Genomic DNA, 23,491 nt, shown 5'->3' with positions numbered 1-23,491 from the left:
GAAATGCAGTGCCGGACGGAAGTCCTGCACTGCAGGTTGGTGCTCTGCTGGGTTAAGGCACCATCACCCCCTCGGCTTCAAACTGGGCACCAAGCGGCAGCTCCTTAACGACCACCGTGGCACGCGCTGGGTAGGGCTCCTGAAAAAACTCCGCCATCACCTCATTCACTGCGGCAAAGTTGTTGCTGTCGGTGATGTAGAGATTGAGCTTCACAATATGCTGGAGCGATCCATCCGAGGCCTCACAAACGGCTGCAAGGTTGCGGAAAACCTGGTGGGCCTCATCGACAAAACCACCGGAAACCATCTGCTGAGTCTCGGGATCCAGTCCTATTTGCCCGGACAGGTATACCGTATCGTTGACCTTTACCGCCTGGGAGTAGGTACCGGCTGCTGCCGGAGCCTTGTCTGTTTTAATAATTGCGCGGTTGGGCATTGGGCACTCCATTACTTATTGCTATTTGTTGCGGAAAGCCGATAAATATAGCGCGCTTTTGTAGGGAATGGCAGCGAGCCATAGGCCAAAAAGCGGAGTAAAAGCTCGCTCTCAGTGAGTCGATAATTAGCTCGCCAGTACGATATCCAAGTATCTTACGGGCGCGAGATACGGATCACCGACGGCAGGTTGCGCAGCCTTTTCATGACTCTCGCCAGATGAATACGGCCACTGACCTCTAGTGTGAGGGAAATAACGCTGTTATGGGCGTCTTTTTCATCCACATTGATCTGCTCGATACTGGCTCCCTCTTCGGTAATACGGGTGGCCAGGCGCGCGATAATGCCGCGCTCGGACTCCACTTCCACCCGCACATCCCCGAGGAACTCTCCGCGTACGTCTGGGGACCAGTTCACCAGCATCAGGTTTTCCGGGTGTTCGCGGAATTCGTTGGTATTGCGGCAGGTATCCCGATGTACCACTACGCCTTTGCCGGAGCTGATATGGCCGATGATGGTATCCCCCGGAATGGGGCGGCAGCACCGGGCGAAACTGATCATCATGCCCTCCTGGGCATCAATGGTTAGTGGCGAGGAGATATTGCTCGTTTCCGCCTCTTCACTGTGCGCGGGAGCCAACAGCTTGGCCGCAGAGAAAGCAACTTTGTTGCCGAGGCCTATCTCCTCCAGCAATTTCTCCAGAGTCGCACACTTGGCTTCCTGCAGACCTTTTTCCAGTTGCTCCGGTGTCAGTTCTTCCAGGCGGGTATTAAATTTACCCAGGGCCTTTTCGAGCAGGCGCCGTCCCAGAGTAATGGAGTCGTGGTGGCGCTGGTGTTTGAGGAAGTGTCGAATGGCGCTACGGGCTTTGGCGGTTACAACAAAGTTGAGCCAGTTTGGGTTTGGCTGAGCATTTTTACGGGTGAGAATTTCCACCTTTTGCCCGCTGGCCAGCGGCTGTGACAGGGGCGCCAAGCGCTGGTTGATCCGCACGGCCACACAGGAGTTGCCGATATCTGTATGCACTGAGTAGGCGAAATCCACGGCGGTGGCACCGGCGGGCAGGTCGACAATCTGCCCTTTGGGGGTGAATACATAGACCTCGTCGGGGAAGAGGTCGATTTTAACGTTCTCAATAAACTCCAGGGAGTCGCCGGCACGCTGCTGCATCTCCAGCAGGCCCTGCACCCAGCGGCGAGCACGTACTTGGCTAGTACCACCAGTGTTGATCACCTCATCGCCGGAAGCCTTGTACAGCCAATGGGCGGCGATACCGCTATTGGCCATTTCGTCCATTTCCTTGGTGCGAATCTGCACCTCGATAGGCACCCCGTGCATTCCCAGCAGCACTGTGTGTAGTGACTGATATCCATTGGATTTGGGGATGGCAACATAATCCTTGAATTCGGAGATGACGGGTTTATAGAGGCTGTGCATTACGCCCAACACCCGGTAGCAGGTGTCCACGCTGTCCACGATGATGCGGAAAGCGTAGACATCCATGATCTCTTTAAAGGATTTCTTCTTGGCGCGCATCTTTTGGTAGATGCTGAATAGGTGTTTCTCGCGACCAATCACCAGTGAGCTGATTCCTTCACGCTGCAGGCGCAGCTCAATGGCGTTCTGGATCTGCTCCAGCAGTTCCTTGCGATTGCCGCGCGCGGCTACCAGAGCGGCACGCAGTCGGCTGGCGCGCAGCGGGTGGATCGCAAAGAAGGATCGGTCCTCAAACTCGATACGCACATCGTTCATACCCAGGCGGTGGGCAATGGGTGCGTAGATTTCCAGGGTTTCGCGAGCGATGCGCTGGCGTTTTTGTGGCTTGAGTGCGCCGAGGGTGCGCATATTGTGCAAGCGGTCGGCCAGCTTGACCAAAATCACGCGGATATCGCGCGCCATGGCCAGAGCCATTTTCTGGAAGTTTTCCGCCTGTTTTTCCGCGGCGCTGTCTGTCTCAAACTGGGTCAGTTTGGATACACCGTCGACAATATCGGCAACCTCGCCACCAAACTGCTCCTCCAGTGCGGCTTTGGGGATTCCGGTGTCTTCGATCACATCGTGGAGCATGGCAGCAGCCAGGCTCTCGTGATCCATATGCATGCCAGCGAGAATTGTGGCCACCGCCAAAGGATGGGTCACATAGGGTTCACCGGAACGTCGCTGCTGACCGTCGTGGGCTTGTTCGGCGTAGAAATAGGCGCGACGGACTATTTGGATTTGCTCGGGAGGCAGGTATGAGGAGAGGCGGTGGGCCAGACTATCGATGGTGTGCAATGCCGCGCGCGCCTCTCGTAAAACTCATAAACTCTAGGTCAGAACAGATCGAAATCAGATTTCCTGGTCGGACAGATAGGCCGGGGCCGCCATGGGTGCCGGGGCCTCTTCACGATCTGGCTGGTCGAGAATGCTCGCATCAACCAGGCCCTCTTCGATCTCACGCAGGGCGATAACCGTGGGTTTGTCGTTCTCTTCTGGAACCATCGGATCCTGTCCGCCGGTGGCAATCTGGCGGGCGCGCTTACTACCCACGATAACGAGTTCGAAGCGGTTGTCGACGTGCTCCAGACAATCTTCAACGGTGATACGTGCCATAAACTTTCGGTTCCATTCACTGTGCCCGGGTGGGCGAATTCTGTTCGGGGGACCGGTTATTTTACCGGACCGGGGAGTGTACGCAATTCGATCAACCGGCTCAATGGCGCAACAGTGCCTGCAACAGTTCACCGTGGCGTTTCTGTTGCTTTTCCAGACGTTGGCGCTGGGCGGTGAAGATGGAGCCAAGCTCTATTAGGGCCAGCTCGAAATCGTCGTTAATCACCAGATAGTCGGCTTCCACGTAGTGGGTCATTTCATCAATGGCCTGATCCATACGACGCTCGATCACACTTTCGTCGTCCTGGCCTCGACCTGTGAGGCGTTCGCGCAGGGCCTCCTGAGAGGGTGGCAAAATAAAAATACCAACGGTCTCTGGGTGCAGACGGCGCACTTGAGCGGCACCCTGCCAGTCAATTTCCAGGATTACATCGCGGCCACCAGCGAGAATTTCCTCGATACTGCCCTTGGAAGTACCGTAGTAATTATCACCGTATACCTGAGCGTGCTCGAAGAAGGCATCTTGCTCAAGCATTGCCAGAAACTCCTCGCGCGACACGAAGTGGTAATCGACACCGTTGACCTCGCCCGGACGCATGGAACGGGTGGTATGGGAGATAGAAACGGTGACCTGACTGTCGCTATCCACCAGTGCTTTGACGAGACTGGTTTTCCCAGCGCCGGAGGGGGCGGATACGGTATAGAGGGTTCCTGTTTGCACAACTGATCCTGTTCGGGGTGAAAGCGCGCATTATAACCGAAGCCGTTACCTGAGCGGTGACTGGCAGTTGCGCAATCCCAGGAAAAGGAGGAGGAAAAGGCTAAACCCCGGCCGGAATTGGGGGTAAGTGTTGGGAGTTTCAGGAGGCGCTATAAACTGCCTTCTGAGCCCGGCCGGGATCGCCCAGCGGGAGATCACTCGATCACCACCAACATCCTGCAATCGAGGTTCACTCCTTGTTGCTAATCGCAAACGACAGCGACTGTATCCTCTTTGCAAGTGATTGCCAACCACCCCCAGACCAGAGCACTGATCGCAATATAAGCGCTGAAAATTGGGACAAATTGTGTGTTTAACAGCGGCAGCACCCCGCAGTAGAGGGCCAGGCGTAAGGGTTCCAGATATTTGGTCAGTGGATGGTTATCGAGAATTCGCCCATTGATTACCAGGCCAAAAACCAACAGTGCTACTGCCCCCAGCAGTGAGGGAATTTCCAGGCTCTGGTAGTACCACAGGAGTGCCAGGGTGGCGGCGGAATAGCACAGGTGCTGGCCCAGCGCGTAGTTGCGTCGGGCCCGATGAATCTGTGGGTTGTAACGCTGGAAAGATTTCAGGTTGGTGGAGGGGACTGGCATTGCCGCTTCGGCATCTGCGGGACGATAGCCGGTGGGGCGGAACCAAAGGGTAAATTTGTCCCACCAGTTTTTTGTATACCAGGCGTCTTGCGCCATGCGTTTCAGATGTTGCAGGTTTGCCGCCAGAGGGTCGAAGGTATTAAGGGGTTTGCGCACACCGTAAATACAGGGCTCCCCCTCCAGCTCCTCTTGATAGGTACCAAACAGGCGGTCCCATAAGATCAGGATTCCGCCGTAGTTTTTATCTACGTACACCTTGTTCTGCGCATGGTGCACTCGGTGGTTAGAGGGGGTAATCAGCAGCCATTCCATCCAGCGGATTTTGGGAATTTTTTGCGTGTGTACCCAGAATTGGTAAATCAGATCTATGGCTCCGGCCACGATCACCATTTCCGCTGGCAAGCCAATCAGCAGCAGGGGTAAATAGAATACCCAATCCAACTGCAACCCACCGCTAGACTGGCGCAAGGCAGTGGTGAGGTTGTAATCCTCGCTCTGGTGATGCACCAGGTGTTCCGCCCAGAACACGTTGACCTCATGGCAGATGCGGTGCTTCCAGTAATAACAAAAATCGTAGGCGAGTACAGCTAGCGCCAGGTGCCAGCCATTACTCATGGACCAGTCGAAGCCGACTGCTTGGTAGTAAGGCAGCAGCAGCTGGTATAGCGGGATATAAATGACTAGAAATAGGCTTTTATAAGTAAGCCCAAGTATGCGGCTTAGGATACCCGTACTCAAATTTCCCAGGGCATCGTTGAGGCGGTAAAGCCCCCAACCTTTCCAGCGGTCCAGTGCGAGTTCTGTGAGTACGGCGATCAGGAAAAAAGGGATGGCGAAGGTAATCAGATCCACGGTGACCTCTTATTGTTATAACTCGATACCGTTTCTCTTGAATGTGCCATAGGGGCTGTGCTGTTCAAATAACCGCAGGGGCTGGATTCCGAAATCCGTCAGCGTTTGTATAAGAGGCCGCGCATAATCGCCTTTTTCTCAACTTGTGGTCTGCACGCAGGCTGGGTCAAACAACTGTTCGATCATTTGCTCAACCGCAGCGCGGTCCGAGGTGGCGCGGAGATAAGTTCGCAGTCCAATCATTTGAACCTGCAATTGGCGAGCGAGCAGCGCCGAATCTGTCTGTTTGGAAAGCTCTCCAGCATTCACCGCACTCTCCAGATACTGACGGAACTTTGCCCCATGTGCAGCCAGTAAAGCGCGGGCCTCGGCCAATAGTGCTTCTTCTCCTTCATCCAGCTCTGAGATGGCTTTAGCTAATAGGCAGAGCTCGTTTGGGGCATCAACATCGTCACCTAGCAATATGTAATGGAAATAGGCACGCAAGCCTCCAAGGTTGCTGCCTTCGTCATTTATGCATTGAAGGAGTAATTGGTCGCGATTTTGCGCGTAATAGCTGAGAACCTCTTTGAAAAGTCCAGATTTACTACCAAAAGCAGCATAAATACTACCAGGACGAAGATTGGTGGCCTGTTGCAGGTCACGAGTCGATGTGGCGTGAAACCCTTTTTGCCAGAAAAGCCAGGTTGCCCGCTGCAATACTTCCTGGCGGTCAAATTTCGCGGTATTCGCCATGTTGCCTCCACTTGAGCAATTGCTCAAATTTTACCCTTTCAAGAGATATCCGCCAATTACTCTTTGCTGTTGAACGATCGCTCAATATTGGTTAGCCTCATAATACTTGATCGATCGCTCAAGTATTTAGCCCAAACATCAAAGGTGAGTTCAGCGATGAAAGAGTTCCAGATTTACGATCTTGAAAGTGCACCGCAAGACAGCAAACCCCTCCTCCAGAAATCTATCAAGGCCTTTGGCTCTATCCCCAACTTGCACGGGGTTATGGCAGAGTCCCCCCAAGCCCTGGCGGCTTACCAGGATTTACATCAGTACTTCCTGGACACCTCATTCAATGCCGAAGAAATGACCGTGATCTGGCAGAGCATTAATGTGGAGCATAACTGTCACTACTGTGTACCGGCACACAGCGCTATTGCCAAGGCGATGAAAGTAGCGGATGAAGTGAATGAGGCCCTTCGCAATAAGACGCCCCTACCTACTGAAAAACTTGAAGTACTGCGGGACACCACCCTGGCGATTGTGCGTGAGCGTGGTGTGATTTCAGATGAGGTATCAGAGCGGTTTTACGCAGTGGGCTATAACCGCCAAAACCTGCTGGAGATTATTGTTGGGGTTGCGCAGAAAGTGATGAGCAATTACATCAATCATCTTGCAGATACGCCGGTTGACCCCCAATTTGCCGCATTTGTTCGTTAGATTGCGTGGGTCGGCACGGGAAAGCTATAAGGCCGGCATTTGCCGGCCTTTCTATAAGATCCACAAGCGGTGGGGATATCAGTTACTGGCCGCTGCCACTGCCGAAGCAGCGTCGACAATGCCAGAGCCACAGCGCGAGCAAGAGGATGGGAAACTGCGCGCGGTGCTGGTGAGAATAGACTCTACCTGATCGGGTGTCACATTGGGGTTCACCGAATAGATCAGAGCTGCGGCACCGGCTACATGGGGGGTGGCCATGCTGGTACCGGGATAGTAAGCATAGGAATCCGTACCGGCTACAGTGTTACCGCTGTTGAGCGTGGATAGCACACCATCACTGCTCACCACATTGGTCTCACCACCCGGTGCGGCTACGTCGACCACATTACCGTAATTAGAGTAGTAGGCGCGACCACCGGAGCGATCTGTGGCGGCAACAGTAATAACCCCCGAGCAGCTTGCTGGCGTGTAACGGCGAGCGTTGCGAGCGGAGTTGCCGGCGGCAACCACGACGGTGGCACCTAGGCTGCGTGCGGTATTGATGGCATTCTGCGTTGTGGTAGCGCAACTGCCGCTACCACCCAGGCTCAAGTTCAGTACCTGGGCGGGGTTGGCGTTGGTTGGGACACCGCTGACAGAACCGCCGGCGCTCCAGATGATGCCGTCGGCAATATCTGAAGTGTAACCGCCACAGCGGCCGAGTACTCGCACGGGTACGATCTTCGCTTTGGGGGCCACACCGGCTACGCCCATATTATTGTTGGTCACTGCCGCTATGGTGCCGGCGACATGGGTACCGTGCCAGCTGCTGTCCGCTTCCGGGTATCGGGGGTCACCACAGTAGGTATTGGTATACCAGTCGCCGGGGTCGGTGGCGTCGCTGTCGCGGCCGTCACCATCCACAGAGACATCGGTATCGGAAATCATGTCGTAACCGGGCAGCAGGTTAGCGGCCAGATCTGCGTGGGGCAGGAAGCCGGTATCGATAACTGCGACGACCACACCCTCGCCCTGAGTGGTATCCCAGGCTGCCGGCAGATTAAGGCCACCGGTGGACTCAAAATAGTGCCACTGATCGTAATAGCTGGGGTCATTGGGTACGGCCATGGCCTTCATCATCAGGTCGGGCTCTGCATACTCGACATCGGGGTCCTGTTTAAGGCGGCTGATAATAGCCTCGAGCTCTGCTTTGTTTTTGCGTCCCTCCAGGCGCATCACCTGAGCACCTGTGGCCATACGGCGCAGGTGACGCATTTTATGGCCGGCGCGGCGGGAGGCTTTATCTATGGTTTCTGGAGCTAGTCTGGCCGCCTGCCCTATTTTAGCGCCCTGCTTGTATTTGACGATAATGCGGTCGGTGATTTGAGCGTTGCTGGTATCTTCGACCTGGGCGGCAAAGGAGCTTGCACACAGCAGTGAAAATACGCCGGCCAGTGCGGACTTATGCAATAGATTTTTCAGTGGTGTTTTCATTATTGTTATCTCTCCGTGATGGATGGTTATCACCCTGGTCAATATTTAGCTGACAAGAGGGGAAATCCGGGTGCTTGGCTTTCGGTAGAACTGCAAAAAAGCGTGGCACCGTTAGAACACAGGCAAAATATGTGCCCGAAAAAAGTGCATTAAGGAATTTTGTCGATACAGCTGGCAAAGTTCGGGGTTGGTTCAGGGGGGCAGAGGCATGGCCTCTTACTTAGCCGCGTAACGCACAGCTCGTTATTTCCCTTCCCCCCGCACCAATTGGGTGAGGTACTTTGGTTTTTTATTGCTAATTCGCACCAAAATACCTCTTTCGTGGCCGGAGCTTTTGGCGCCGGCCTATGTCGTCAATTAGGGAGTAGTTTCAGCCTTTAGGGTGACGCCGCTGTAGGAGTCGTAACCGTAAACACTGACATACCAGGTACCCGAGTCAGGGTTGCTAATAGTACAGCTCTCTTCATTGCCCCAGAGGTAGGGGCGGCAATCGTACCGACGTAGAGTGGGGTAGTTGGCATGGCGGACATAGAGGTCGACTTCGCCACTGCCGCCAGACATCTCTATATTCAAGCTTGTGGTACCCGCAGCGACTTCGATGGTGAAGTCGTTCCAACTGCCGGAGCTGCCGGAAAGGTTGGATTCGGTCCAGCTGACACCGCCGCCATTTCCGTTATCGCCACCGTTGTCTCCATCGCTACCGCCGCTCGCCATGGCCACTGCTGCTGTAGCATCGACAATACCGGCACCACAGCCGCTGCATGAAGATGGGAAACTGCGTGCGGTGGTGGTGAGTATCGATTCGATGTCGTCCGGGCCCAGGTCAGGGTTTACCGAATACAGTAGTGCGGCAGCACCGGCAACATGTGGGGCAGCCATACTGGTGCCTTGCATATAGACGTAGCTATCGCTGCCCGCGACGGTACTGCCACTATTGTGGGTGGAGAGAATGCCGTTCGGGTCGTTAGCAAAACTCTGCGCTCCCCCCGGTGCTGCAACATCCACTACGCTGCCGTAGTTGGAGAAGTAAGAGCGGCCGCCATCGCGGTTCGTTGAGGCAGTAGTTATTACGCCATCGCAGCTGGCGGGAGTATATTGGCTGGCGTTATCGGATTCATTACCGGCAGCGACTACGATAGTGGCGCCGAGGCTGCGTGCGGTGTTGATAGCATTCTGAGTTGTCGTGGCACAGCTGCCACCACCACCAAGACTCAGGTTGAGTACTTGTGCGGGGTTGGGGTTGGATGGCAGGCCGCTGACAGAGCCGCCAGCGCCCCAGATGATGCCATCGGCGATATCTGAGGTATAGCCACCACAGCGGCCGAGCACGCGTATCGGTACAATCTTGGCTTTGTAGGCGACACCGGCGATACCCATATTGTTATTGGTGACGCCTGCGATGGTGCCGGCGACATGGGTGCCGTGCCAGCTACTGTCGCTTTCCGAGGGGATGCGAGGATCATCGCCACAGGCTTTGTCCGTATACCAGTCGCCTGGGTCTGTGGCATCGCTATCACGGCCATCGCCGTCTACAGACACGAAAGTGTCAGAAATCATGTCGTAGCCCGGCAGAATATTACCCACCAGATCAGGGTGTGGGCGGTAACCAGTGTCGAGCACCGCGACAACCGCTCCCTCACCCTGAGTGACATCCCAGGCCGATGGCAGGTTCAGACCGCCGGTGGACTCAAAGTAGTGCCACTGGTTGAGATAGCTAGAGTCATTGGGCACAGCCATTGCGCGCATCATCAGATCCGGCTCAGCGTACTCCACATCCGGATCCTGTTTCAGACGGTTGATAATCGCGTTCATTTCCGATCTGTTTTTGCGACCTTCCAGGCGCATTACCTGAGCACCAGTGGCCATACGGCGCAGGTGACGCATTTTGTGGCCGGCGCGACGGGAGGCCTTTTCCACCGTTTCCCTGGCCATGCTGGCAGCCCGGCCAACCTTGGCACTTTCCTTGTATTTAACGATGATGCGGTCCGTCAGCAGAGCGTTGTCCGCTTGTTGTGCCTGGGCAGTGAAGGGCGCAGTGCATAGCAGTGTAAAAACGCTCGCTAGAGCCGTCTTCTGCCGAAGGTTCTTGAGTGGTGAAGTCATTATTATTTGCTCTTCGAAATTATTGTTATCCGACAGCCAGCCAATCAGCTGGTCTATCGGTCACTCCTGAAAAGATCTTTCACTGACAGAAATATATCCGCCAATAGAAAGTCCCAAATAGCCGCCAGAATAGGCATTTGGCGGTTAAAAAGACCAAAATTAGTACCAGAGTTTCACTTTGGTACAGATATATAACGACTTTGAGATTATTGTCCTCAGCTGAGGAACCTGAAATTGTGTGGCTTATGACGACAAATTTATAATTTTTTAGAAAAAAGTCAGGTAATGAGAACTTGGTCAGTGAGAAGGTGTGTCTTAGTTCACGAGCTCAGTTGGTGAGGGGTGGTTATCGGTTTTGCAGAAAAAAACAGTAAATCACTGTTTGGCAGGAAATGATTTTATGCCTTTCTGGTGCGAGGTAATTTTAAGTATTTTTGTCACAGCGCATGCATTAATCGCCAGTGGTAGCTTTTTTCAGAGTTCGCGCTGAAAATCTGACTGGTAACTTTTCTGACATCACAATGACTTCAAAACAGCATTCAGCCGTCTATACGAACTATGGCCGGAAACTTGTTTTTATTTTTTTGAGTGGACACAGAGAGCGGTCATCCGGCTCCCTGTGTGCCTGCTGTGAATTTGCTAGAGAAAAACTATGAATTTTTAGATACAGCTTGTCGGTCCGTAATAGGGTTGGGTGTGTGGGCCCATATTTTTGCAGCCATTATGCCAAAGAGGAAACCGAATAGATGCGATTCCCAGGAGATATACATTCCTTGTGGCAGCACACCAAAAATAAGTCCGCCATAAACCAATCCGACAAAAATGGATATCAATAGTCGAACAAACTGCTTGCTGATAAAGCCGGCCAGCAATAAGAATCCAAAATAGCCATAAATTACTGAACTTGCGCCCAGATGATTCCCGCCTCTAGCAAATAGCCAAACGGCAAGACCAGTGGTGACAATAATCGTCAGAGTGACTTTTAGGTAGGTTTTCACTCCATATTGCAACAGCAAAAAACTGAAAACGCATAGGGTTACTATATTGGATAGAAAATGCCAGATGCTTCCGTGTAGCAATGGAGCGGTAAAAATATGGGGCAGATGGTCGATGGATCTAGGAACTAGGCCGAAGTAATTCAATGAGCGGCCGGATAATATATTAATAATTTCAATAATGGTTACAGCTAAGAATATAGCCCCAACCCATTTAATATTATTTCGCATATAAAATGTATTTCAATGTTAGTTGGGTAAAGCAGCAGATAGTTGTTAAGCAGAACGTGAATACGGGGCTCTTATTTTGGTTTTAAAAAAGCCCCATAATATGCTTACTCAATATTTTGTACTTGCTCACGCATTTGTTCGATCAAGACCTTCAGCTCTACTGCAGCCTGGGTGGTGTCGGTTACCACGGACTTGGAGGATAGAGTGTTGGCCTCGCGGTTAAATTCCTGCATAAGAAAATCCAAGCGCCGACCTATAGCGCCGCCTCCAGCGAGCACCCGGCGGGTTTCTACAGTGTGGGCATTTAGGCGATCGAGTTCTTCATCGACGTCGGCTTTTTGAGCGAGCAGCACAATTTCCTGTTCCAAGCGCTCTTTATCCAATTCTATAGAGAGCTCTTCCAGGCGGTTGCGCAGTTTTTCCCGCTGTGCCTCTAGAATCTGTGGTAGCAGTTCCCGCACTAGGGCGACTTGTTCTTCAATGCCTTTTAAGCGGGCTTCAATAAATTTGGCTAACTCCGCACCCTCACGCTCGCGATTCGCGCGCAGTTGTTCTAGCGCTTCGTGAAACGCCTGCAAAATAGTGGCGGATTGCTGCTCAGTATCGGCTTCCGGTTCGCTAATAACACCGGGCCATTGGAGAATCTGCAGAGGGTTGAGTGGTTGGGCGTCTTCACCGCCGGTCACTTGTTTGGCGGCGTTAATCAATGCTTGTGCCAGCGGCTGATTAATTTCAAGCCCACTCGTTTCCACACTGTTGGGTTTTACTGTAAGCGTGAGTTCCACTTTTCCACGGGATAAACTTTTCCGCAAAATATCTCGTAACTGCGCTTCCAGAGGGCGGGCGACCTCGGGCAGACGGAAGTGCGGCTCCAGGTAGCGATGATTGACCGAGCGCAGCTCCCAAATGGCGTTTCCTGTGGCATAAGCGGCTTCGGCGCGACCGAAGGCTGTCATGCTTCGCACTTTGTTCTGTTCCCGGTTATTGGCCATTGCTCATCCCCTGCAGGCGTATTTATCGGCTCGGCATCATAGCACAGCGTTCGGATATCCATGTGGGGGTATATAATGCAGGGCTTTCATTCATTGACCGAGGTGAGCTATGCAGCGTCCCAGTGGCCGCGCGGCGGCGCAGATGCGCCAGATAAAAATTACCCGAAACTACACCCGCCACGCCGAGGGCTCTGTGTTGGTAGAGTTTGGCGACACAAAAGTTCTGTGTAATGCCTCAGTGTCGAGTGAAGTACCGCGCTTCCTGCGCGGTCAGGGCAGCGGTTGGATCACCGCGGAGTATGGCATGCTGCCGCGCTCTACAGGTTCCCGCATGCCGCGTGAGGCAGCCAAGGGTAAACAGAGCGGCCGCACTGTAGAGATCCAGCGTCTGATTGGCCGCTCCCTGCGCGCAGCGGTGGATCTGGAAAAGCTTGGAGAGAATCAGATCACCCTGGATTGCGATGTTATCCAGGCCGATGGCGGCACACGCACAGCGGCTATTACCGGCGCTTGTGTAGCCTTGGTGGATGCGCTGCGCCATATGCAGCGGGAAAAAATTCTCGCTGAGGATCCGTTGCTCAACCTTGTCGCGGCGGTCTCTGTCGGAATTTATGACGGCGAGCCGGTTTTGGATCTGGACTATCCAGAGGACAGTGCGGCGGATACGGATATGAATCTGGTGATGGCGGCAGACGGAGGTATGATCGAAGTACAGGGTACCGCTGAAGGTAAGCCTTTTTCCGAGAAAGAGTTCGCGCAGATGCTGGGTTTGGGTAAAGCGGGAATCGATGAACTGATCGAGATACAGCAAAAAGCCTTGGATGAGTGAGGCTTTGTATTTTGCTGAGTTAGGACCGCTCCCGCTGTAAAGCGGGTCGGTTCGCGACAGGACTCGGCTCCCCTACTCTCAGCCGAAATGGGCCGAGTCCTCAACGGTTTATACTTCCAGGTCGTAATCCATCATTAGTGGTAGGTGGCTGGAGAAATTCACATTCTTGTTAATCGCACCGTACTCAATACGATTTTTCAACCCGTGTGAAACGATCTGCATGTCGGTACGCCAGCCATCACCTTCGCCTACGGTGCCACTCGGCCACCAGGTAAATTCATCGGTGTCTTTGACCACGCGGCGAAAGGCATCGACATAGCCAATTTCATTGAACAGCTGGTCCAACCAGCGCTGTTCGTGACGCATGAAACCAGGGTTATCCTGGTGGTCCTGCCAGTTCTGCACATCGGCACGGCGGTGTGCCATGCCCCAGTTACCGCAGAAAATAAAATCGCGGCGCTTGCGGCTGATTTTGTGCAGGTGCGCTTGCATGTCGTCGAAAAACTGGACCTTTTTTTCCAGTGAAGCCTCGTCAGTGGCTATTGGCGCTAACAGAGAACCCACACTCAGGCGTTCAAAATCTGCCTGTAAATAGCGCCCATACATATCCTCGCCGTTGGCGAAACCCATACCGAAAATAATGGCTTTGGGCTGGTTGCGTGTATAGATCGCCACGCCGTTTTCATGGGGCGTTCCCGAATCGAAGAAGTAGCTGTAATAGCCATCGGGGTGGAATATGGGGTGGTCTAGCTCCGGCTCCAGAGAGCGCAGGTCTTGAAGGCAGATAATGTCTGCATCCTGCTCAGCTAACCAATCGTAGAGACCGCGCTGTGCGGCCTGATGAACGCCGTCTACAGACAAGCTTACTATTCGCATTATTAGCCCCTTACCAGCGGACTGTGTATCATTAGAAACATTATTTGCATGCCTATCCCCGGAAGAAATGCTACGGGGAGGTCTCCCTTCACCTTAGCTAATAGTTAACAATTTTCCATGCAGCAATATCAGCGCAATTTTATCCAATTGGCCCTGGATCATCAGGTGTTGTGTTTTGGTGACTTCACTCTGAAGTCAGGCCGTCAAAGCCCCTATTTTTTCAATGCTGGCCGCTTCCACACCGGTGCGGCACTAGCCGCACTGGGACAGGCTTACGCCGAGGCGATTATCGCTTCGGGAGTGGAGTTTGATGTCATTTTCGGACCGGCTTACAAGGGTATCCCGCTGGGTGCGGTGACTGCCGTGGCACTGGCTCAGAAAGGTATCGATAAGCCTTTCTGCTACAACCGCAAAGAGGCCAAGGATCACGGCGAAGGCGGAACCTTAGTGGGTGCGCCGCTTAATGGCAAGGTTTTGATCATTGATGATGTGATTACGGCCGGTACTGCGGTGCGTGAGGTGATGCAAATCATCGAATCTCACGGTGCCGAAGCGGCCGGTGTAGTCATCGGTTTAAATCGCCAGGAAAAGGCCAGCGAAGATTGTGAATTCTCCGCTATTCAGCAGGTCGAACAGCAGTTTAATATCCCAGTCATTAGCATTGTACAGCTGGATGATATAGTCAGTTTCCTCGAGCAGGAGTCTCAGGATAGTGAAATCCTGCAAAAAATTGTCGATTACCGGCAGCGTTACGGCGTAACGGGTTAAGTGAGAGGCCCGCTCGTTATAGCGGGCCGCATCAATTTAGTGAGAAGAGCGATGGGAATCGCCCCCATAAAATGTTTCCTGGTTCCTGCCATTCTGTTGTCTTGTACCCTGGCGAGTGCCGCCAGCGGTGAGCAGTTGCTCTATCGCTATACCGATGAGCAGGGCATCATGGTACTCAATGAAATGGTGCCGCCGGAGTACGTGGCTAAGGGCTACGAAATTCTCAACCTTTCTGGCCGTGTTATAGAAGTGGTTCCACCGCAGTTGAGTCCCGAGGAGTTCGAAGCGCAGCGCCGACAGGAAGCACGCGAAGAAGCGGACCGCAAGCTGCTCAAACGCTATAACAGCCTCGCCGATATCGAAAGTGCTCGCAAACGCAAGCTGGCAATTGTTGAGCAGGATATGGCGATCATGCACTCGAATATCACCAGTCTCACTCGTCAAATTACCCAGGAAGAGACACAGGCGGCGCGCACCCAGCGCGGTGGGCGCGAGGTGGCTCCGGAGCTCCTGCAGCGTATTGCCGATTTGCAAAAAGAAGTGGCAGTACTGCGCGAGCGCCTTAAACGGCGCGCCGACGAGGCCAGTTCTATCGGTGAGGAATTTGATAAAGCCGCCGCGCGCTACGCAGAAATTACTAACAGATCCTGATAGTGCAGGACCATTAGCGCCTTTCTGGCTTCGTTACACGTGCGTCCTTCCAGTTATCTTTCACTTTCCATACCGCACAGCCAGTTACCTGGCTGCGGCGACGGTCTCGCGGAAAAAGCCGGAGGTCAAAACCGGCCATTGCTCGGCCCAGTACTCGGTGGGCTTGCGCTTAAAGCCGCTGCGTACATATTGCACGATACGGCCCTCGGCACTGGCCAATAACAGGTTGGCGGCACCGCCAAGGGGCAGGGTTGGACGCAGGTGCTCACGCAGTTCCGCTTCACGCAAAATCTGACGGATTTGGGTTTCCAGGCGATCGAACAGCTGCAGGATACGCCCGTGCAAACGCTCGGTTTCGCCGGTCAACGCATCGCCAGTGAGAAGTCGGGTAATACCCGGATTGCGCTCACAAAAAGCCAGCAGAAGGTGCAGGATTCTCTGGCATCGCTCCAAAGCAGAGGGTTCTTCCTGAAGGATCAGCGCTATGCGACTGAAAATAGTCTCCTCGATAAACTCGATCAGGCCTTCGAACATTTTTGACTTACTGGGGAAGTGGCGGTATAGCGCCGCTTCAGAAAAGCCAACTTCCTTGGCCAGGGCTGCAGTTGTAATACGTGCGCCAGGACTGGCTTCCAGCATATGTGCCAGAGATTCCAGAATTTGCTGGCGCCGATTGATTTTTTCGCTGCTCATTGATTGCCTTTAGTCCACTTGGGGGGTGGACGGTGATTTTTGCTCTTGTCGCCTTAATATTTCGGCGGCGGAATCCTACCGATTCGGACGTCTGTCTTCAATTGCCAAGCGCTACTGTGCGATGGCTTTATGTCTCACTATTGGTAATCAAGGTGCCGACGCCGGTATCGGTAAATATTTCCAGCAGGACCGCGTGAGGTACCCGACCGTCGATAATATGGGCAGAAGTGACCCCGTCTTTTACCGCGTCGAGCGCACAACTGATTTTCGGCAGCATACCGCCATGAATGGTGCCATCTTCAATCAACCCTTCCACCTGGGGCGTCGTCAGGCCGGTGAGTACCTCGCCCTGCTTATCTTGCAGGCCTGCAACATTGGTGAGCAGCATCAGCTTTTCTGCCTGCAAGCACTCGGCGACCTTACCGGCCACCAGATCGGCATTGATATTGTAAGAAACCCCCTCTTTGTCGACGCCGATAGGGGCGATTACCGGAATAAAGCCGCCCTGGATCAGCATATTGATGACATCGGTATTGACCTTTTCCACCTCGCCGACCTGGCCGATATCAATAATTTCTGAGGCGTGCAGGCCGGCGCTCTCATTTTTGCGGCTCAGTTTGCGCGCTTCGATTAACAAGCCATCCTTGCCGGTAACGCCCACTGCGCGACCACCGTTCTGATTGATCAGGTTGACAATTTGCTTGTTGACCGTGCCCCCCAATACCATTTCCACCACATCCATGGTCTCGCTATCGGTTACGCGCATACCGTCGACAAAGTGAGATTCGATATTGAGTTTGTTCAACAGCAGGCCTATTTGCGGGCCGCCGCCGTGTACCACTACCGGGTTCATGCCCACGAGCTTCATCAGGATAATGTCGCGGGCAAAGTCGTTTTGCAGTTCGTGATCGACCATGGCATTACCGCCAAACTTTACCACCACGGTTTTATTGGTGAATTGCTGGATATAGGGCAAGGCCTCATTCAAAACCTGAGCAATACGCAGAGCGGACTTCTTATCGAGGGACATGGCAATTCCTTTATGGTGGGATGCGGTTGGATAGCTTTCCCGCTGTCCAGCCGCTGCTGTAGATACTGCGCGGTCGAGATTTTTTTGATTAAAGCACGGAGCGCTAGTCGGTTGCGGCACCTGCCTGTGCCGCACAGGTTTAAAATTGGTGCGCTAGTTGAGCAGTTCCCAATTGGGAACGACAACTGTGGGAGCAATTTTCTTGATCTGCGCCATGACTACTTTGCGAATACGCTCCAGAGCCTCTTTATTTTCGGCCTCGAAGCGCAGGGTCAACGCGCTGGTGGTATTGGAGGCGCGCACCAGCCCCCAGCCATCAGAAAATTCTATGCGCAGACCGTCGGTAGTATTGATATCGGCATTGTCAAAATTGCCTTGTTCGCGCAACTGCTCTATCAGGGAGAATTTCTCCTGCTCCTCTACGGGCAACAATATTTCCGGGGTGCTCTCCATTTGCGGCAGTGAGTCGAGGAGTTCATCCAGGCTCTGTTCCCGCAGGGCCATAATCTCCAGGAGCCGCGCCGCTGCGTAGATACCATCGTCGAAACCAAACCAGCGATCCCGAATAAAAATATGGCCGGATAACTCACCGCCAAGAATTGCCTTGGTTTCTAGCATTTTGTTTTTCATCGGCGCGTGGCCGGTCTTCCACATCACCGGGCGGCCGCCGTACTGGTTTATTAATTGAGCAAGGCTACGGCTGCTTTTCACATCGAAGACGATCGTCTCCCCCGGGTTGCGTGCCAGGATGTCTCTCGCCAGTAGCATAACTAGCTGATCGGCCCAGGCGATGCGCCCGCTGCTGGAAATCAGAGTGACACGATCACCATCGCCATCCAGAGCTATGCCCAGGTCTGCGCCGGTTTCCGCCACTTTGTCGATCAATGCTTGCAGGTTTTCCGGGCGCGTGGGATCGGGTGGATGGTTGGGGAAGTCCCCATCCACTTCACAAAACAGCGGAGTGACTGCGCAGCCCAGCTGCTCAAACAACCGGGGTGCCAAAACGGAAGTGGCTCCATTGCCCGCATCCACTACCAGGTGCGGTTGTCCGGCGAGGGCGACGTTGTTAAAGATCTCGTCAATATATTTGTCTTTAATATCCTGCTCGCGGTTACTGCCTTCCCCGCTTTTGAAGGGCCCCTGCTGCATAAGCTGGTGCAGGCCCTGTAGCTTTTCTTCAGAGAGGGGGCGGCCCTTGAGCACAATCTTGAAGCCATTGTATTCCGCCGGATTGTGGCTCGCGGTCACCATAACACCGCTGCTGGTGTTCTTGCCCTTGGCGCAGGCGTAGTAAAGCAGTGGTGATGGGATCAGGCCCAGATCGATACTGTTACAGCCGCTATCGAGAATCCCCTCCATCAGGCAGTTGCTGAGCAGTGCACTACTGTTGCGGCCATCGCGCCCCACTAGCAGGATTTGCTCTCCGGCGTGCTGTGCCAGGGTACCGAGGGCCTTTCCCAGCTGGTAGGCAAAGGGCTCATCAATTTCCTCACCGGCGATGCCGCGGATATCGTATGCGCGAAATACATGAGGGGGAAACTCGGTAGTTAGCGGATGTTGGGGCTTACCTGATTTGGTCGCAGACCTTGCCTCAGCGCGATTTGTCATATTCTGTTGTAAAGCTTCGGGAGCGATGCTGGGTGCCGATGCGAGCCCTTGGGGTAAAGCTTCATCCGCCAGCAGAGCATCCTGCTGCGACTCGGGCGCAGGGAATTTTTCACTTTCGCTTCTTCCGCCTTTTTGACTGCGCTCCCAAGGAGCACGGTTGTCTCGGGGCAGGAAGCGTAGAAGTACCAGTAATGAGAGCAGCAGGCCGGCGCCGGCTGTGAGATTGATCCACACAAGTGGCAAGCTGTGTTGCTGGATAAATGCAGGGGAGGGGCTGAACTGCACCTGCAAGTAACTATCCGGAATTGCTTCAGAATGGCTGAAGCCACTGCCCTGCCCGCCGCGCCAAAGGGGCTGTGCAATCGAATCGGGAAATTTTTGAAGCAGCTGAATCTGTCCCTGGTTTTTATCGAGCGTTTCCAGGGATGTTTGCAAAACAGCGAAGGGCTGGCTGACCAGAAGTTGTTGCCCAGCCAGGTTAACAGCATTGTGAAGCTGCCAGCTGTTGTCGGGGCCTGTACGCAGTATCTCTAGGGGCTGTTGACTGTCTTGTCGGGTACGCTTAAGCAGATCTACTAGCGCGAAGTTCAGGGTTGGCTTTTCACCTGCGCCCACGCGGATTTGTGCCTCTGAAAAGACCTGAATTCGCGATTGTTTCGGTAGTTGTGCTGTTTTTAGCTGTTCTTCAAGGGGTTGTTCACTGCGTTCAATTTGTTGCAGCTGCCGCGTGCGTTCGGCTAACAGAGACTCTACATCTTGCGCGAAGATTTTTCCCTGCGCCCGGGCTGCCTGTTGTACTTGCGCTTGATTGTGGGGGGTGACTATATGCTCAACGATTAGATAGGCCCCGCAAAGCCAGGCGACGGTCGCCAGCAACGAAGGCAGCAGCAACCCCTTGTGCAATAGTCCTTGGCTCTGATTTTTCTTGTTGAAAACCACTGATTTTCCTGCCTGTTAATCTTTATTTCTGCGCTTTGACGGCAATAATTTCTATTAACTGTCGCGCTAGGTCGGCCTTTAAAGCCTCGGGCAGTTGTGTATTGCCGTGGCGATCTATCACCGTGACGGCATTGCGGTCACTATTGAAGCCGGTTTCACTGCCACTAACGTCGTTGGCGATAATCATATCGAGGTTTTTCCGTTGCAGTTTGCTTTGCGCATACTGTTCGACTTGCTGTGTCTCAGCGGCAAAGCCCACGGTAAAGGGGCGTCGCTCGCTGCGCGCGGCGATGCCGGCGACGATATCCGGGTTTTTAACCAGGGTAATAGCGCTCTCGTCGCAGCCCTCGCGTTTCTTGATTTTTTGTTCCGCCACCGAGGCGGGGCGAAAATCGGCAACAGCGGCAGCGCTGATAAAAATATCGCAGAGGTCGGCCGCACGCTCGGCGGCATCGCGCATATCCCGCGCATCGATGACATCGACGCGCTTCACATGTGCGGGAGTGGCCAAATTTACCGGCCCGGCGATCAGTGTGACCTCGGCGCCGGCCTTCCGGGCGGCCTCGGCCAGGGCGAACCCCATCTTGCCGGAGCTGTGGTTGCTCAGGTAGCGTACCGGGTCCAGGGCCTCGCGGGTTGGGCCGGCGGTAATCGCCACGCGCTTGCCGCGCAGACAGTCGCTAGAGCCGAACTGTGACTCGGTCTGCAGAGCCAAGTCAGCGGGCTCCAGCATGCGGCCGGGTCCCACGTCACCACAGGCCTGGCTGCCAGCCGCCGGTCCCCACAGCTGTACCCCGCGGTCACGCAGGGTTTTGGCATTAGCAGCGGTGGCTGGGTGGCGCCACATGGCCTGATTCATGGCGGGGGCCAGGGCCACTGGTGCTTCGCTGGCGAGACACAAGGTGGTGAGCAGGTCGTCGGCCATGCCACAGGCCAGTTTTGCCATCATCTGGGCACTGGCGGGGGCAATCAGGATCAGGTCGGCCCACTTGGCCAGCTCGATATGCCCCATGGCGGCTTCAGCTGCTGGGTCCAGCAGATCGGTGTGTACAGGGTTGCCGGATAGGGCTTGGAAAGTCAGCGGCTGCACAAACTCGCGCGCGCCGGCGCTCATTACCACTCTCACCTGGGCACCGCGTTCTTTTAGGCGGCGTACCAGGTCGGCGCTCTTGTAAGCGGCAATACCGCCACTGATTCCCAAAAGTATGCGTTTATCGGCCAGTGAGGACATAGATACAGTTTCCGAATATATGCGAGCGGGTTAGATTAGCATTTCTGCGTCTGGACTTATAAGGCGCAGAATAGACGCGAAAATCGTGATTGTGGTGAGTTGGGGAGAGAGTTCACAAAAAAAGACAGTCAGGGAAGGCGAGAAACGATTATGAAGATCAAGGATTGGCCGGCGGCGGAGAGGCCCAGGGAGAAGCTATTGGCGCAGGGTGCCGCGGCGCTGTCGGATGCAGAGTTGTTGGCGATATTTTTGCGGGTGGGGCTGCCGGGCGTTTCCGCAGTGGATTTGGCGCGGGGTCTACTCAGTGAGTTTGGCGGCTTGCGTGCCCTGTTGGAGGCAGGTAGGGAGCAGTTTTGTCGCGCCCGCGGATTGGGGGATGCCAAGTTTGTACAGCTGCAAGCGGCGCTGGAGATAGCGCGACGACACTTGGCAGAAACGGTGCGGAAGGGCAGTGCTTTGTGCAGTCCGGCGGCAGTGCGAGACTACCTGGCTATGCAGTTGCGCCATCGCCGCCGCGAGGTCTTTTGCTGCCTTTTCCTGGATACCCAGCACCGTGTTATCAGTTTTGAGGAATTGTTCGAGGGCACTCTGAATGCCGCCAGTGTTTATCCTCGTGAGGTGGTGCAGGCTGCTTTACAGCGGGGTGCGGCGGCAGTGATTCTGGCGCATAATCACCCATCGGGCATTTGCGAGCCTAGCCAGGCGGACATCTGGATTACCGAGCGTTTGGTTCAGGCCCTGGAGCTTGTGGATATCAAGGTGCTGGATCATCTGATAGTGGGCGAGGGCCAGGCTCTATCCTTTGCGGAGCAGGGGCTGCTGTAGGCACTGCAATTGAGAAGCTGCGATTGGCGCAGAAGTACTGTACAAAACTTGCTCCCTACGGGCTCTTTTGGTATAAAACGCCGCTCTTTGCGGCCGGGCCAGATTCTGCACAGGTTCCGCCGCCATCCAGGAACCGGATTAGAATCCCGATTTTTATGTTCCCGCACACCCTTTTCCTCTTCAGGATTGGCGCCATGCGGGCACAAGCGTTTTGAAGAGGCCAACAGATGTCCAAGGTATGTCAGGTAACCGGTAAGCGTCCGGTAACCGGAAACAATGTATCCCACGCTAAGAACCGCACCAAGCGTCGCTTCGTGCCGAACCTGCACAGCCACCGTTTCTGGGTTGAGTCCGAGAAGCGTTTTGTGAAACTGCGTGTTTCCGCAAAAGGCATGCGCGTTATCGATAAGAAAGGTATCGACGCTGTCCTGACTGAGCTGCGCGCCCGCGGCGAAAAAGTATAATTAGCTGTATTCAGCTAACTGATTGGAGATTGAGCAATGCGTGAGAAGATTCGTCTGAATTCCAGCGCCGGTACTGGCCACTTCTACACCACTACCAAGAACAAGCGCAACATGCCTGAGAAAATGGAGATCAAAAAGTACGATCCCGTTGTTCGCAAGCACGTTATGTACAAAGAAGGCAAAATCAAGTAATTGCCTTTCGAGTACTCGCAGAAGAGCCCGGTTCTTGCCGGGCTTTTTTGTGTCCGCTCCTCGGCTACAGCCATCGTGAGATGAGAAATGCCTGAACTCCCAGAAGTAGAAACCACCTGCCGTGGCCTCGCTCCCTATCTAGAGGGACAGTGGGTGCGATCGGTTGTGGTGCGACAGGCGCGACTGCGCTGGCCTGTGGACCTGGACTTCGCCAAGCACATTAAAAATGCCCGTATTCTGAAGCTGGAGCGTCGCGCCAAATACTTACTGGTGCATACAGATAAGGGGTGTGCCATCTGGCATTTGGGGATGTCTGGAAGCCTGCGCTTGGTCGAGCAGGAAGAATCCCCTGAGAAGCACGACCATATCGACTGGCGACTCGATAGTGGCCTGACCCTGCGCTACAGGGATCCACGCCGGTTTGGCGCTCTTCTGTGGACCGCAGCAGACCCCCTGGCCCACGACCTACTCAGTCATTTAGGGCCAGAGCCGCTGTCGGAGAGTTTTAGTGGTGACTACCTGTTCGCCGCTTCCCGCAAGCGTAAACAGTCGGTGAAAACGTTCATAATGGATGGGCGTATCGTGGTGGGGGTGGGGAATATTTATGCCAGTGAATCCCTCTTCCTGGCAGGTATCCGCCCGGATCGTGAAGCGGGCTCTATTTCAAAAGCCCGCTATCTGCGCCTTGCAGAGGCGATCAAAAAGGTATTGAGTCATGCCATTGCCCAAGGTGGCACTACCCTGCGGGACTTTATCGGTGGTGATGGCAAGCCGGGATATTTCGCCCAGGAACTCAATGTCTACGGCCGCGCGGGAGCACCTTGCCCCAGTTGCGGGAGCCCGGTGCGGGATATGGTTCTGGGCCAGCGCAGTACCTTCTTTTGCACTCGTTGCCAGCGTTGAGTTTACTTTGCGGTAGGGC

Annotated in this window: 23 protein-coding genes; 8 read left to right on the top strand and 15 right to left on the bottom strand. The window is 54.2% G+C overall.

Annotated elements, in window-relative coordinates:
• Positions 1-52: 52 nt before the first annotated feature.
• From ACJJIJ_RS17785 to ACJJIJ_RS17760, 6 genes are all read right to left on the bottom strand, one after another.
• Positions 53-436 (bottom strand): Rid family detoxifying hydrolase, encoded by a 384-nt coding sequence (locus tag ACJJIJ_RS17785; RefSeq protein WP_444883209.1) that lies wholly within the window; start codon positions 434-436, stop codon positions 53-55.
• A gap of 155 nt (positions 437-591) precedes the next feature.
• Positions 592-2,709, bottom strand: coding sequence for a bifunctional GTP diphosphokinase/guanosine-3',5'-bis pyrophosphate 3'-pyrophosphohydrolase (spoT, locus tag ACJJIJ_RS17780; RefSeq protein ID WP_444887587.1), 2,118 nt, complete (start codon positions 2,707-2,709; stop codon positions 592-594).
• Between the two features lie 54 nt (positions 2,710-2,763).
• Positions 2,764-3,027 (bottom strand): DNA-directed RNA polymerase subunit omega, encoded by a 264-nt coding sequence (gene rpoZ / locus ACJJIJ_RS17775; RefSeq protein WP_252086044.1) that lies wholly within the window; start codon positions 3,025-3,027, stop codon positions 2,764-2,766.
• Between the two features lie 100 nt (positions 3,028-3,127).
• On the bottom strand, positions 3,128-3,748 hold the full coding sequence (gene gmk, locus ACJJIJ_RS17770) for a guanylate kinase (protein ID WP_444887586.1): 621 nt from the start codon (positions 3,746-3,748) through the stop codon (positions 3,128-3,130).
• A gap of 242 nt (positions 3,749-3,990) precedes the next feature.
• A complete protein-coding gene (locus ACJJIJ_RS17765; RefSeq protein WP_444889027.1) occupies positions 3,991-5,235 on the bottom strand; it encodes a sterol desaturase family protein in 1,245 nt (414 codons plus the stop codon).
• Positions 5,236-5,373: 138 nt separating this feature from the next.
• Complete coding sequence (locus tag ACJJIJ_RS17760) at positions 5,374-5,970, bottom strand: TetR/AcrR family transcriptional regulator (RefSeq protein ID WP_444883206.1); 597 nt, start codon at positions 5,968-5,970, stop codon at positions 5,374-5,376.
• Between the two features lie 156 nt (positions 5,971-6,126).
• On the opposite strand from ACJJIJ_RS17760, the gene ACJJIJ_RS17755 reads away from it, so the two are divergent.
• Entirely contained in the window at positions 6,127-6,669 is a 543-nt protein-coding gene (locus ACJJIJ_RS17755; RefSeq protein ID WP_444889028.1) for a carboxymuconolactone decarboxylase family protein, read from the top strand.
• A gap of 78 nt (positions 6,670-6,747) precedes the next feature.
• On the opposite strand, the gene ACJJIJ_RS17750 is transcribed toward ACJJIJ_RS17755, so the two are convergent.
• The 4 genes from ACJJIJ_RS17750 to ACJJIJ_RS17735 form a co-directional block, all read right to left on the bottom strand.
• Positions 6,748-8,142, bottom strand: coding sequence for a S8 family peptidase (locus tag ACJJIJ_RS17750; protein ID WP_444938043.1), 1,395 nt, complete (start codon positions 8,140-8,142; stop codon positions 6,748-6,750).
• A 357-nt stretch (positions 8,143-8,499) separates the two neighbouring features.
• Positions 8,500-10,245 (bottom strand): S8 family peptidase, encoded by a 1,746-nt coding sequence (locus ACJJIJ_RS17745; RefSeq protein WP_444938042.1) that lies wholly within the window; start codon positions 10,243-10,245, stop codon positions 8,500-8,502.
• Between the two features lie 650 nt (positions 10,246-10,895).
• The gene (locus ACJJIJ_RS17740; protein ID WP_444938041.1) at positions 10,896-11,471 is read right to left on the bottom strand and encodes a rhomboid family intramembrane serine protease; all 576 of its coding nucleotides are present in this window, start codon (positions 11,469-11,471) and stop codon (positions 10,896-10,898) included.
• Positions 11,472-11,575: 104 nt separating this feature from the next.
• Positions 11,576-12,463, bottom strand: coding sequence for a YicC/YloC family endoribonuclease (locus tag ACJJIJ_RS17735; RefSeq protein WP_444938040.1), 888 nt, complete (start codon positions 12,461-12,463; stop codon positions 11,576-11,578).
• A 109-nt stretch (positions 12,464-12,572) separates the two neighbouring features.
• Between ACJJIJ_RS17735 and rph the strand changes: the two genes are divergently transcribed.
• Positions 12,573-13,292, top strand: coding sequence for a ribonuclease PH (rph, locus tag ACJJIJ_RS17730; RefSeq protein WP_252083885.1), 720 nt, complete (start codon positions 12,573-12,575; stop codon positions 13,290-13,292).
• 108 nt (positions 13,293-13,400) lie between these two features.
• Here the strand turns inward: rph and ACJJIJ_RS17725 are convergent, their stop codons facing one another.
• The gene (locus tag ACJJIJ_RS17725; protein ID WP_252083884.1) at positions 13,401-14,168 is read right to left on the bottom strand and encodes an exodeoxyribonuclease III; all 768 of its coding nucleotides are present in this window, start codon (positions 14,166-14,168) and stop codon (positions 13,401-13,403) included.
• Between the two features lie 117 nt (positions 14,169-14,285).
• Here ACJJIJ_RS17725 and pyrE point away from each other — a divergent pair, with 117 nt between their 5' ends.
• The gene (gene pyrE, locus ACJJIJ_RS17720) at positions 14,286-14,936 is read left to right on the top strand and encodes an orotate phosphoribosyltransferase (protein ID WP_444938039.1); all 651 of its coding nucleotides are present in this window, start codon (positions 14,286-14,288) and stop codon (positions 14,934-14,936) included.
• A 51-nt stretch (positions 14,937-14,987) separates the two neighbouring features.
• Positions 14,988-15,587 (top strand): hypothetical protein, encoded by a 600-nt coding sequence (locus ACJJIJ_RS17715; protein ID WP_444938038.1) that lies wholly within the window; start codon positions 14,988-14,990, stop codon positions 15,585-15,587.
• Between the two features lie 84 nt (positions 15,588-15,671).
• On the opposite strand, the gene slmA is transcribed toward ACJJIJ_RS17715, so the two are convergent.
• The 4 genes from slmA to coaBC all read right to left on the bottom strand — a co-directional run bounded on the left by slmA (position 15,672) and on the right by coaBC (position 21,088).
• Positions 15,672-16,280 (bottom strand): nucleoid occlusion factor SlmA, encoded by a 609-nt coding sequence (slmA, locus tag ACJJIJ_RS17710; RefSeq protein ID WP_252083881.1) that lies wholly within the window; start codon positions 16,278-16,280, stop codon positions 15,672-15,674.
• Between the two features lie 127 nt (positions 16,281-16,407).
• On the bottom strand, positions 16,408-17,310 hold the full coding sequence (argB, locus tag ACJJIJ_RS17705) for an acetylglutamate kinase (protein WP_252083880.1): 903 nt from the start codon (positions 17,308-17,310) through the stop codon (positions 16,408-16,410).
• 153 nt (positions 17,311-17,463) lie between these two features.
• Positions 17,464-19,857: a phosphomannomutase/phosphoglucomutase gene (locus tag ACJJIJ_RS17700; protein ID WP_444938037.1), complete on the bottom strand. Its 2,394-nt coding sequence runs from the start codon at positions 19,855-19,857 to the stop codon at positions 17,464-17,466.
• A 22-nt stretch (positions 19,858-19,879) separates the two neighbouring features.
• Positions 19,880-21,088 carry a bifunctional phosphopantothenoylcysteine decarboxylase/phosphopantothenate--cysteine ligase CoaBC gene (gene coaBC, locus ACJJIJ_RS17695; RefSeq protein WP_444938036.1) on the bottom strand — a complete coding sequence of 403 codons (1,209 nt, stop codon included), beginning with the start codon at positions 21,086-21,088 and terminating at the stop codon, positions 19,880-19,882.
• Between the two features lie 150 nt (positions 21,089-21,238).
• On the opposite strand from coaBC, the gene radC reads away from it, so the two are divergent.
• The 4 genes from radC to mutM all read left to right on the top strand — a co-directional run bounded on the left by radC (position 21,239) and on the right by mutM (position 23,472).
• Entirely contained in the window at positions 21,239-21,913 is a 675-nt protein-coding gene (radC, locus tag ACJJIJ_RS17690; protein WP_444887576.1) for a RadC family protein, read from the top strand.
• Positions 21,914-22,140: 227 nt separating this feature from the next.
• On the top strand, positions 22,141-22,377 hold the full coding sequence (rpmB, locus tag ACJJIJ_RS17685; RefSeq protein ID WP_020413982.1) for a 50S ribosomal protein L28: 237 nt from the start codon (positions 22,141-22,143) through the stop codon (positions 22,375-22,377).
• A gap of 36 nt (positions 22,378-22,413) precedes the next feature.
• On the top strand, positions 22,414-22,569 hold the full coding sequence (gene rpmG, locus ACJJIJ_RS17680; RefSeq protein WP_020413983.1) for a 50S ribosomal protein L33: 156 nt from the start codon (positions 22,414-22,416) through the stop codon (positions 22,567-22,569).
• A gap of 87 nt (positions 22,570-22,656) precedes the next feature.
• A complete protein-coding gene (gene mutM, locus ACJJIJ_RS17675; protein ID WP_444938035.1) occupies positions 22,657-23,472 on the top strand; it encodes a bifunctional DNA-formamidopyrimidine glycosylase/DNA-(apurinic or apyrimidinic site) lyase in 816 nt (271 codons plus the stop codon).
• Positions 23,473-23,491 lie beyond the last annotated feature (19 nt).

Source organism: Microbulbifer mixtoriginis (SeqCode) (assembly GCF_052467945.1).
Note: the sequence above shows the minus strand (reverse complement) of the source record. Positions and strands in the feature narration are given on the sequence as shown.

Excerpts from the sequence above, each read along its gene's own strand:
- ACJJIJ_RS17755 (WP_444889028.1), top strand. The coding sequence starts at position 6,127 with ATGAAAGAGTTCCAGATTTACGATCTTGAAAGTGCACCGCAAGACAGC.
- argB (WP_252083880.1), bottom strand. The coding sequence starts at position 17,310 with ATGTCCCTCGATAAGAAGTCCGCTCTGCGTATTGCTCAGGTTTTGAAT.
- pyrE (WP_444938039.1), top strand. The coding sequence starts at position 14,286 with ATGCAGCAATATCAGCGCAATTTTATCCAATTGGCCCTGGATCATCAG.
- mutM (WP_444938035.1), top strand. The coding sequence starts at position 22,657 with ATGCCTGAACTCCCAGAAGTAGAAACCACCTGCCGTGGCCTCGCTCCC.
- rpmG (WP_020413983.1), top strand. The coding sequence starts at position 22,414 with ATGCGTGAGAAGATTCGTCTGAATTCCAGCGCCGGTACTGGCCACTTC.
- rpmB (WP_020413982.1), top strand. The coding sequence starts at position 22,141 with ATGTCCAAGGTATGTCAGGTAACCGGTAAGCGTCCGGTAACCGGAAAC.
- ACJJIJ_RS17760 (WP_444883206.1), bottom strand. The coding sequence starts at position 5,970 with ATGGCGAATACCGCGAAATTTGACCGCCAGGAAGTATTGCAGCGGGCA.
- ACJJIJ_RS17715 (WP_444938038.1), top strand. The coding sequence starts at position 14,988 with ATGGGAATCGCCCCCATAAAATGTTTCCTGGTTCCTGCCATTCTGTTG.
- ACJJIJ_RS17740 (WP_444938041.1), bottom strand. The coding sequence starts at position 11,471 with ATGCGAAATAATATTAAATGGGTTGGGGCTATATTCTTAGCTGTAACC.
- ACJJIJ_RS17785 (WP_444883209.1), bottom strand. The coding sequence starts at position 436 with ATGCCCAACCGCGCAATTATTAAAACAGACAAGGCTCCGGCAGCAGCC.
- ACJJIJ_RS17725 (WP_252083884.1), bottom strand. The coding sequence starts at position 14,168 with ATGCGAATAGTAAGCTTGTCTGTAGACGGCGTTCATCAGGCCGCACAG.
- ACJJIJ_RS17745 (WP_444938042.1), bottom strand. The coding sequence starts at position 10,245 with ATGACTTCACCACTCAAGAACCTTCGGCAGAAGACGGCTCTAGCGAGC.
- ACJJIJ_RS17750 (WP_444938043.1), bottom strand. The coding sequence starts at position 8,142 with ATGAAAACACCACTGAAAAATCTATTGCATAAGTCCGCACTGGCCGGC.
- coaBC (WP_444938036.1), bottom strand. The coding sequence starts at position 21,088 with ATGTCCTCACTGGCCGATAAACGCATACTTTTGGGAATCAGTGGCGGT.
- radC (WP_444887576.1), top strand. The coding sequence starts at position 21,239 with ATGAAGATCAAGGATTGGCCGGCGGCGGAGAGGCCCAGGGAGAAGCTA.
- slmA (WP_252083881.1), bottom strand. The coding sequence starts at position 16,280 with ATGAGCAGCGAAAAAATCAATCGGCGCCAGCAAATTCTGGAATCTCTG.
- ACJJIJ_RS17735 (WP_444938040.1), bottom strand. The coding sequence starts at position 12,463 with ATGGCCAATAACCGGGAACAGAACAAAGTGCGAAGCATGACAGCCTTC.
- rph (WP_252083885.1), top strand. The coding sequence starts at position 12,573 with ATGCAGCGTCCCAGTGGCCGCGCGGCGGCGCAGATGCGCCAGATAAAA.
- rpoZ (WP_252086044.1), bottom strand. The coding sequence starts at position 3,027 with ATGGCACGTATCACCGTTGAAGATTGTCTGGAGCACGTCGACAACCGC.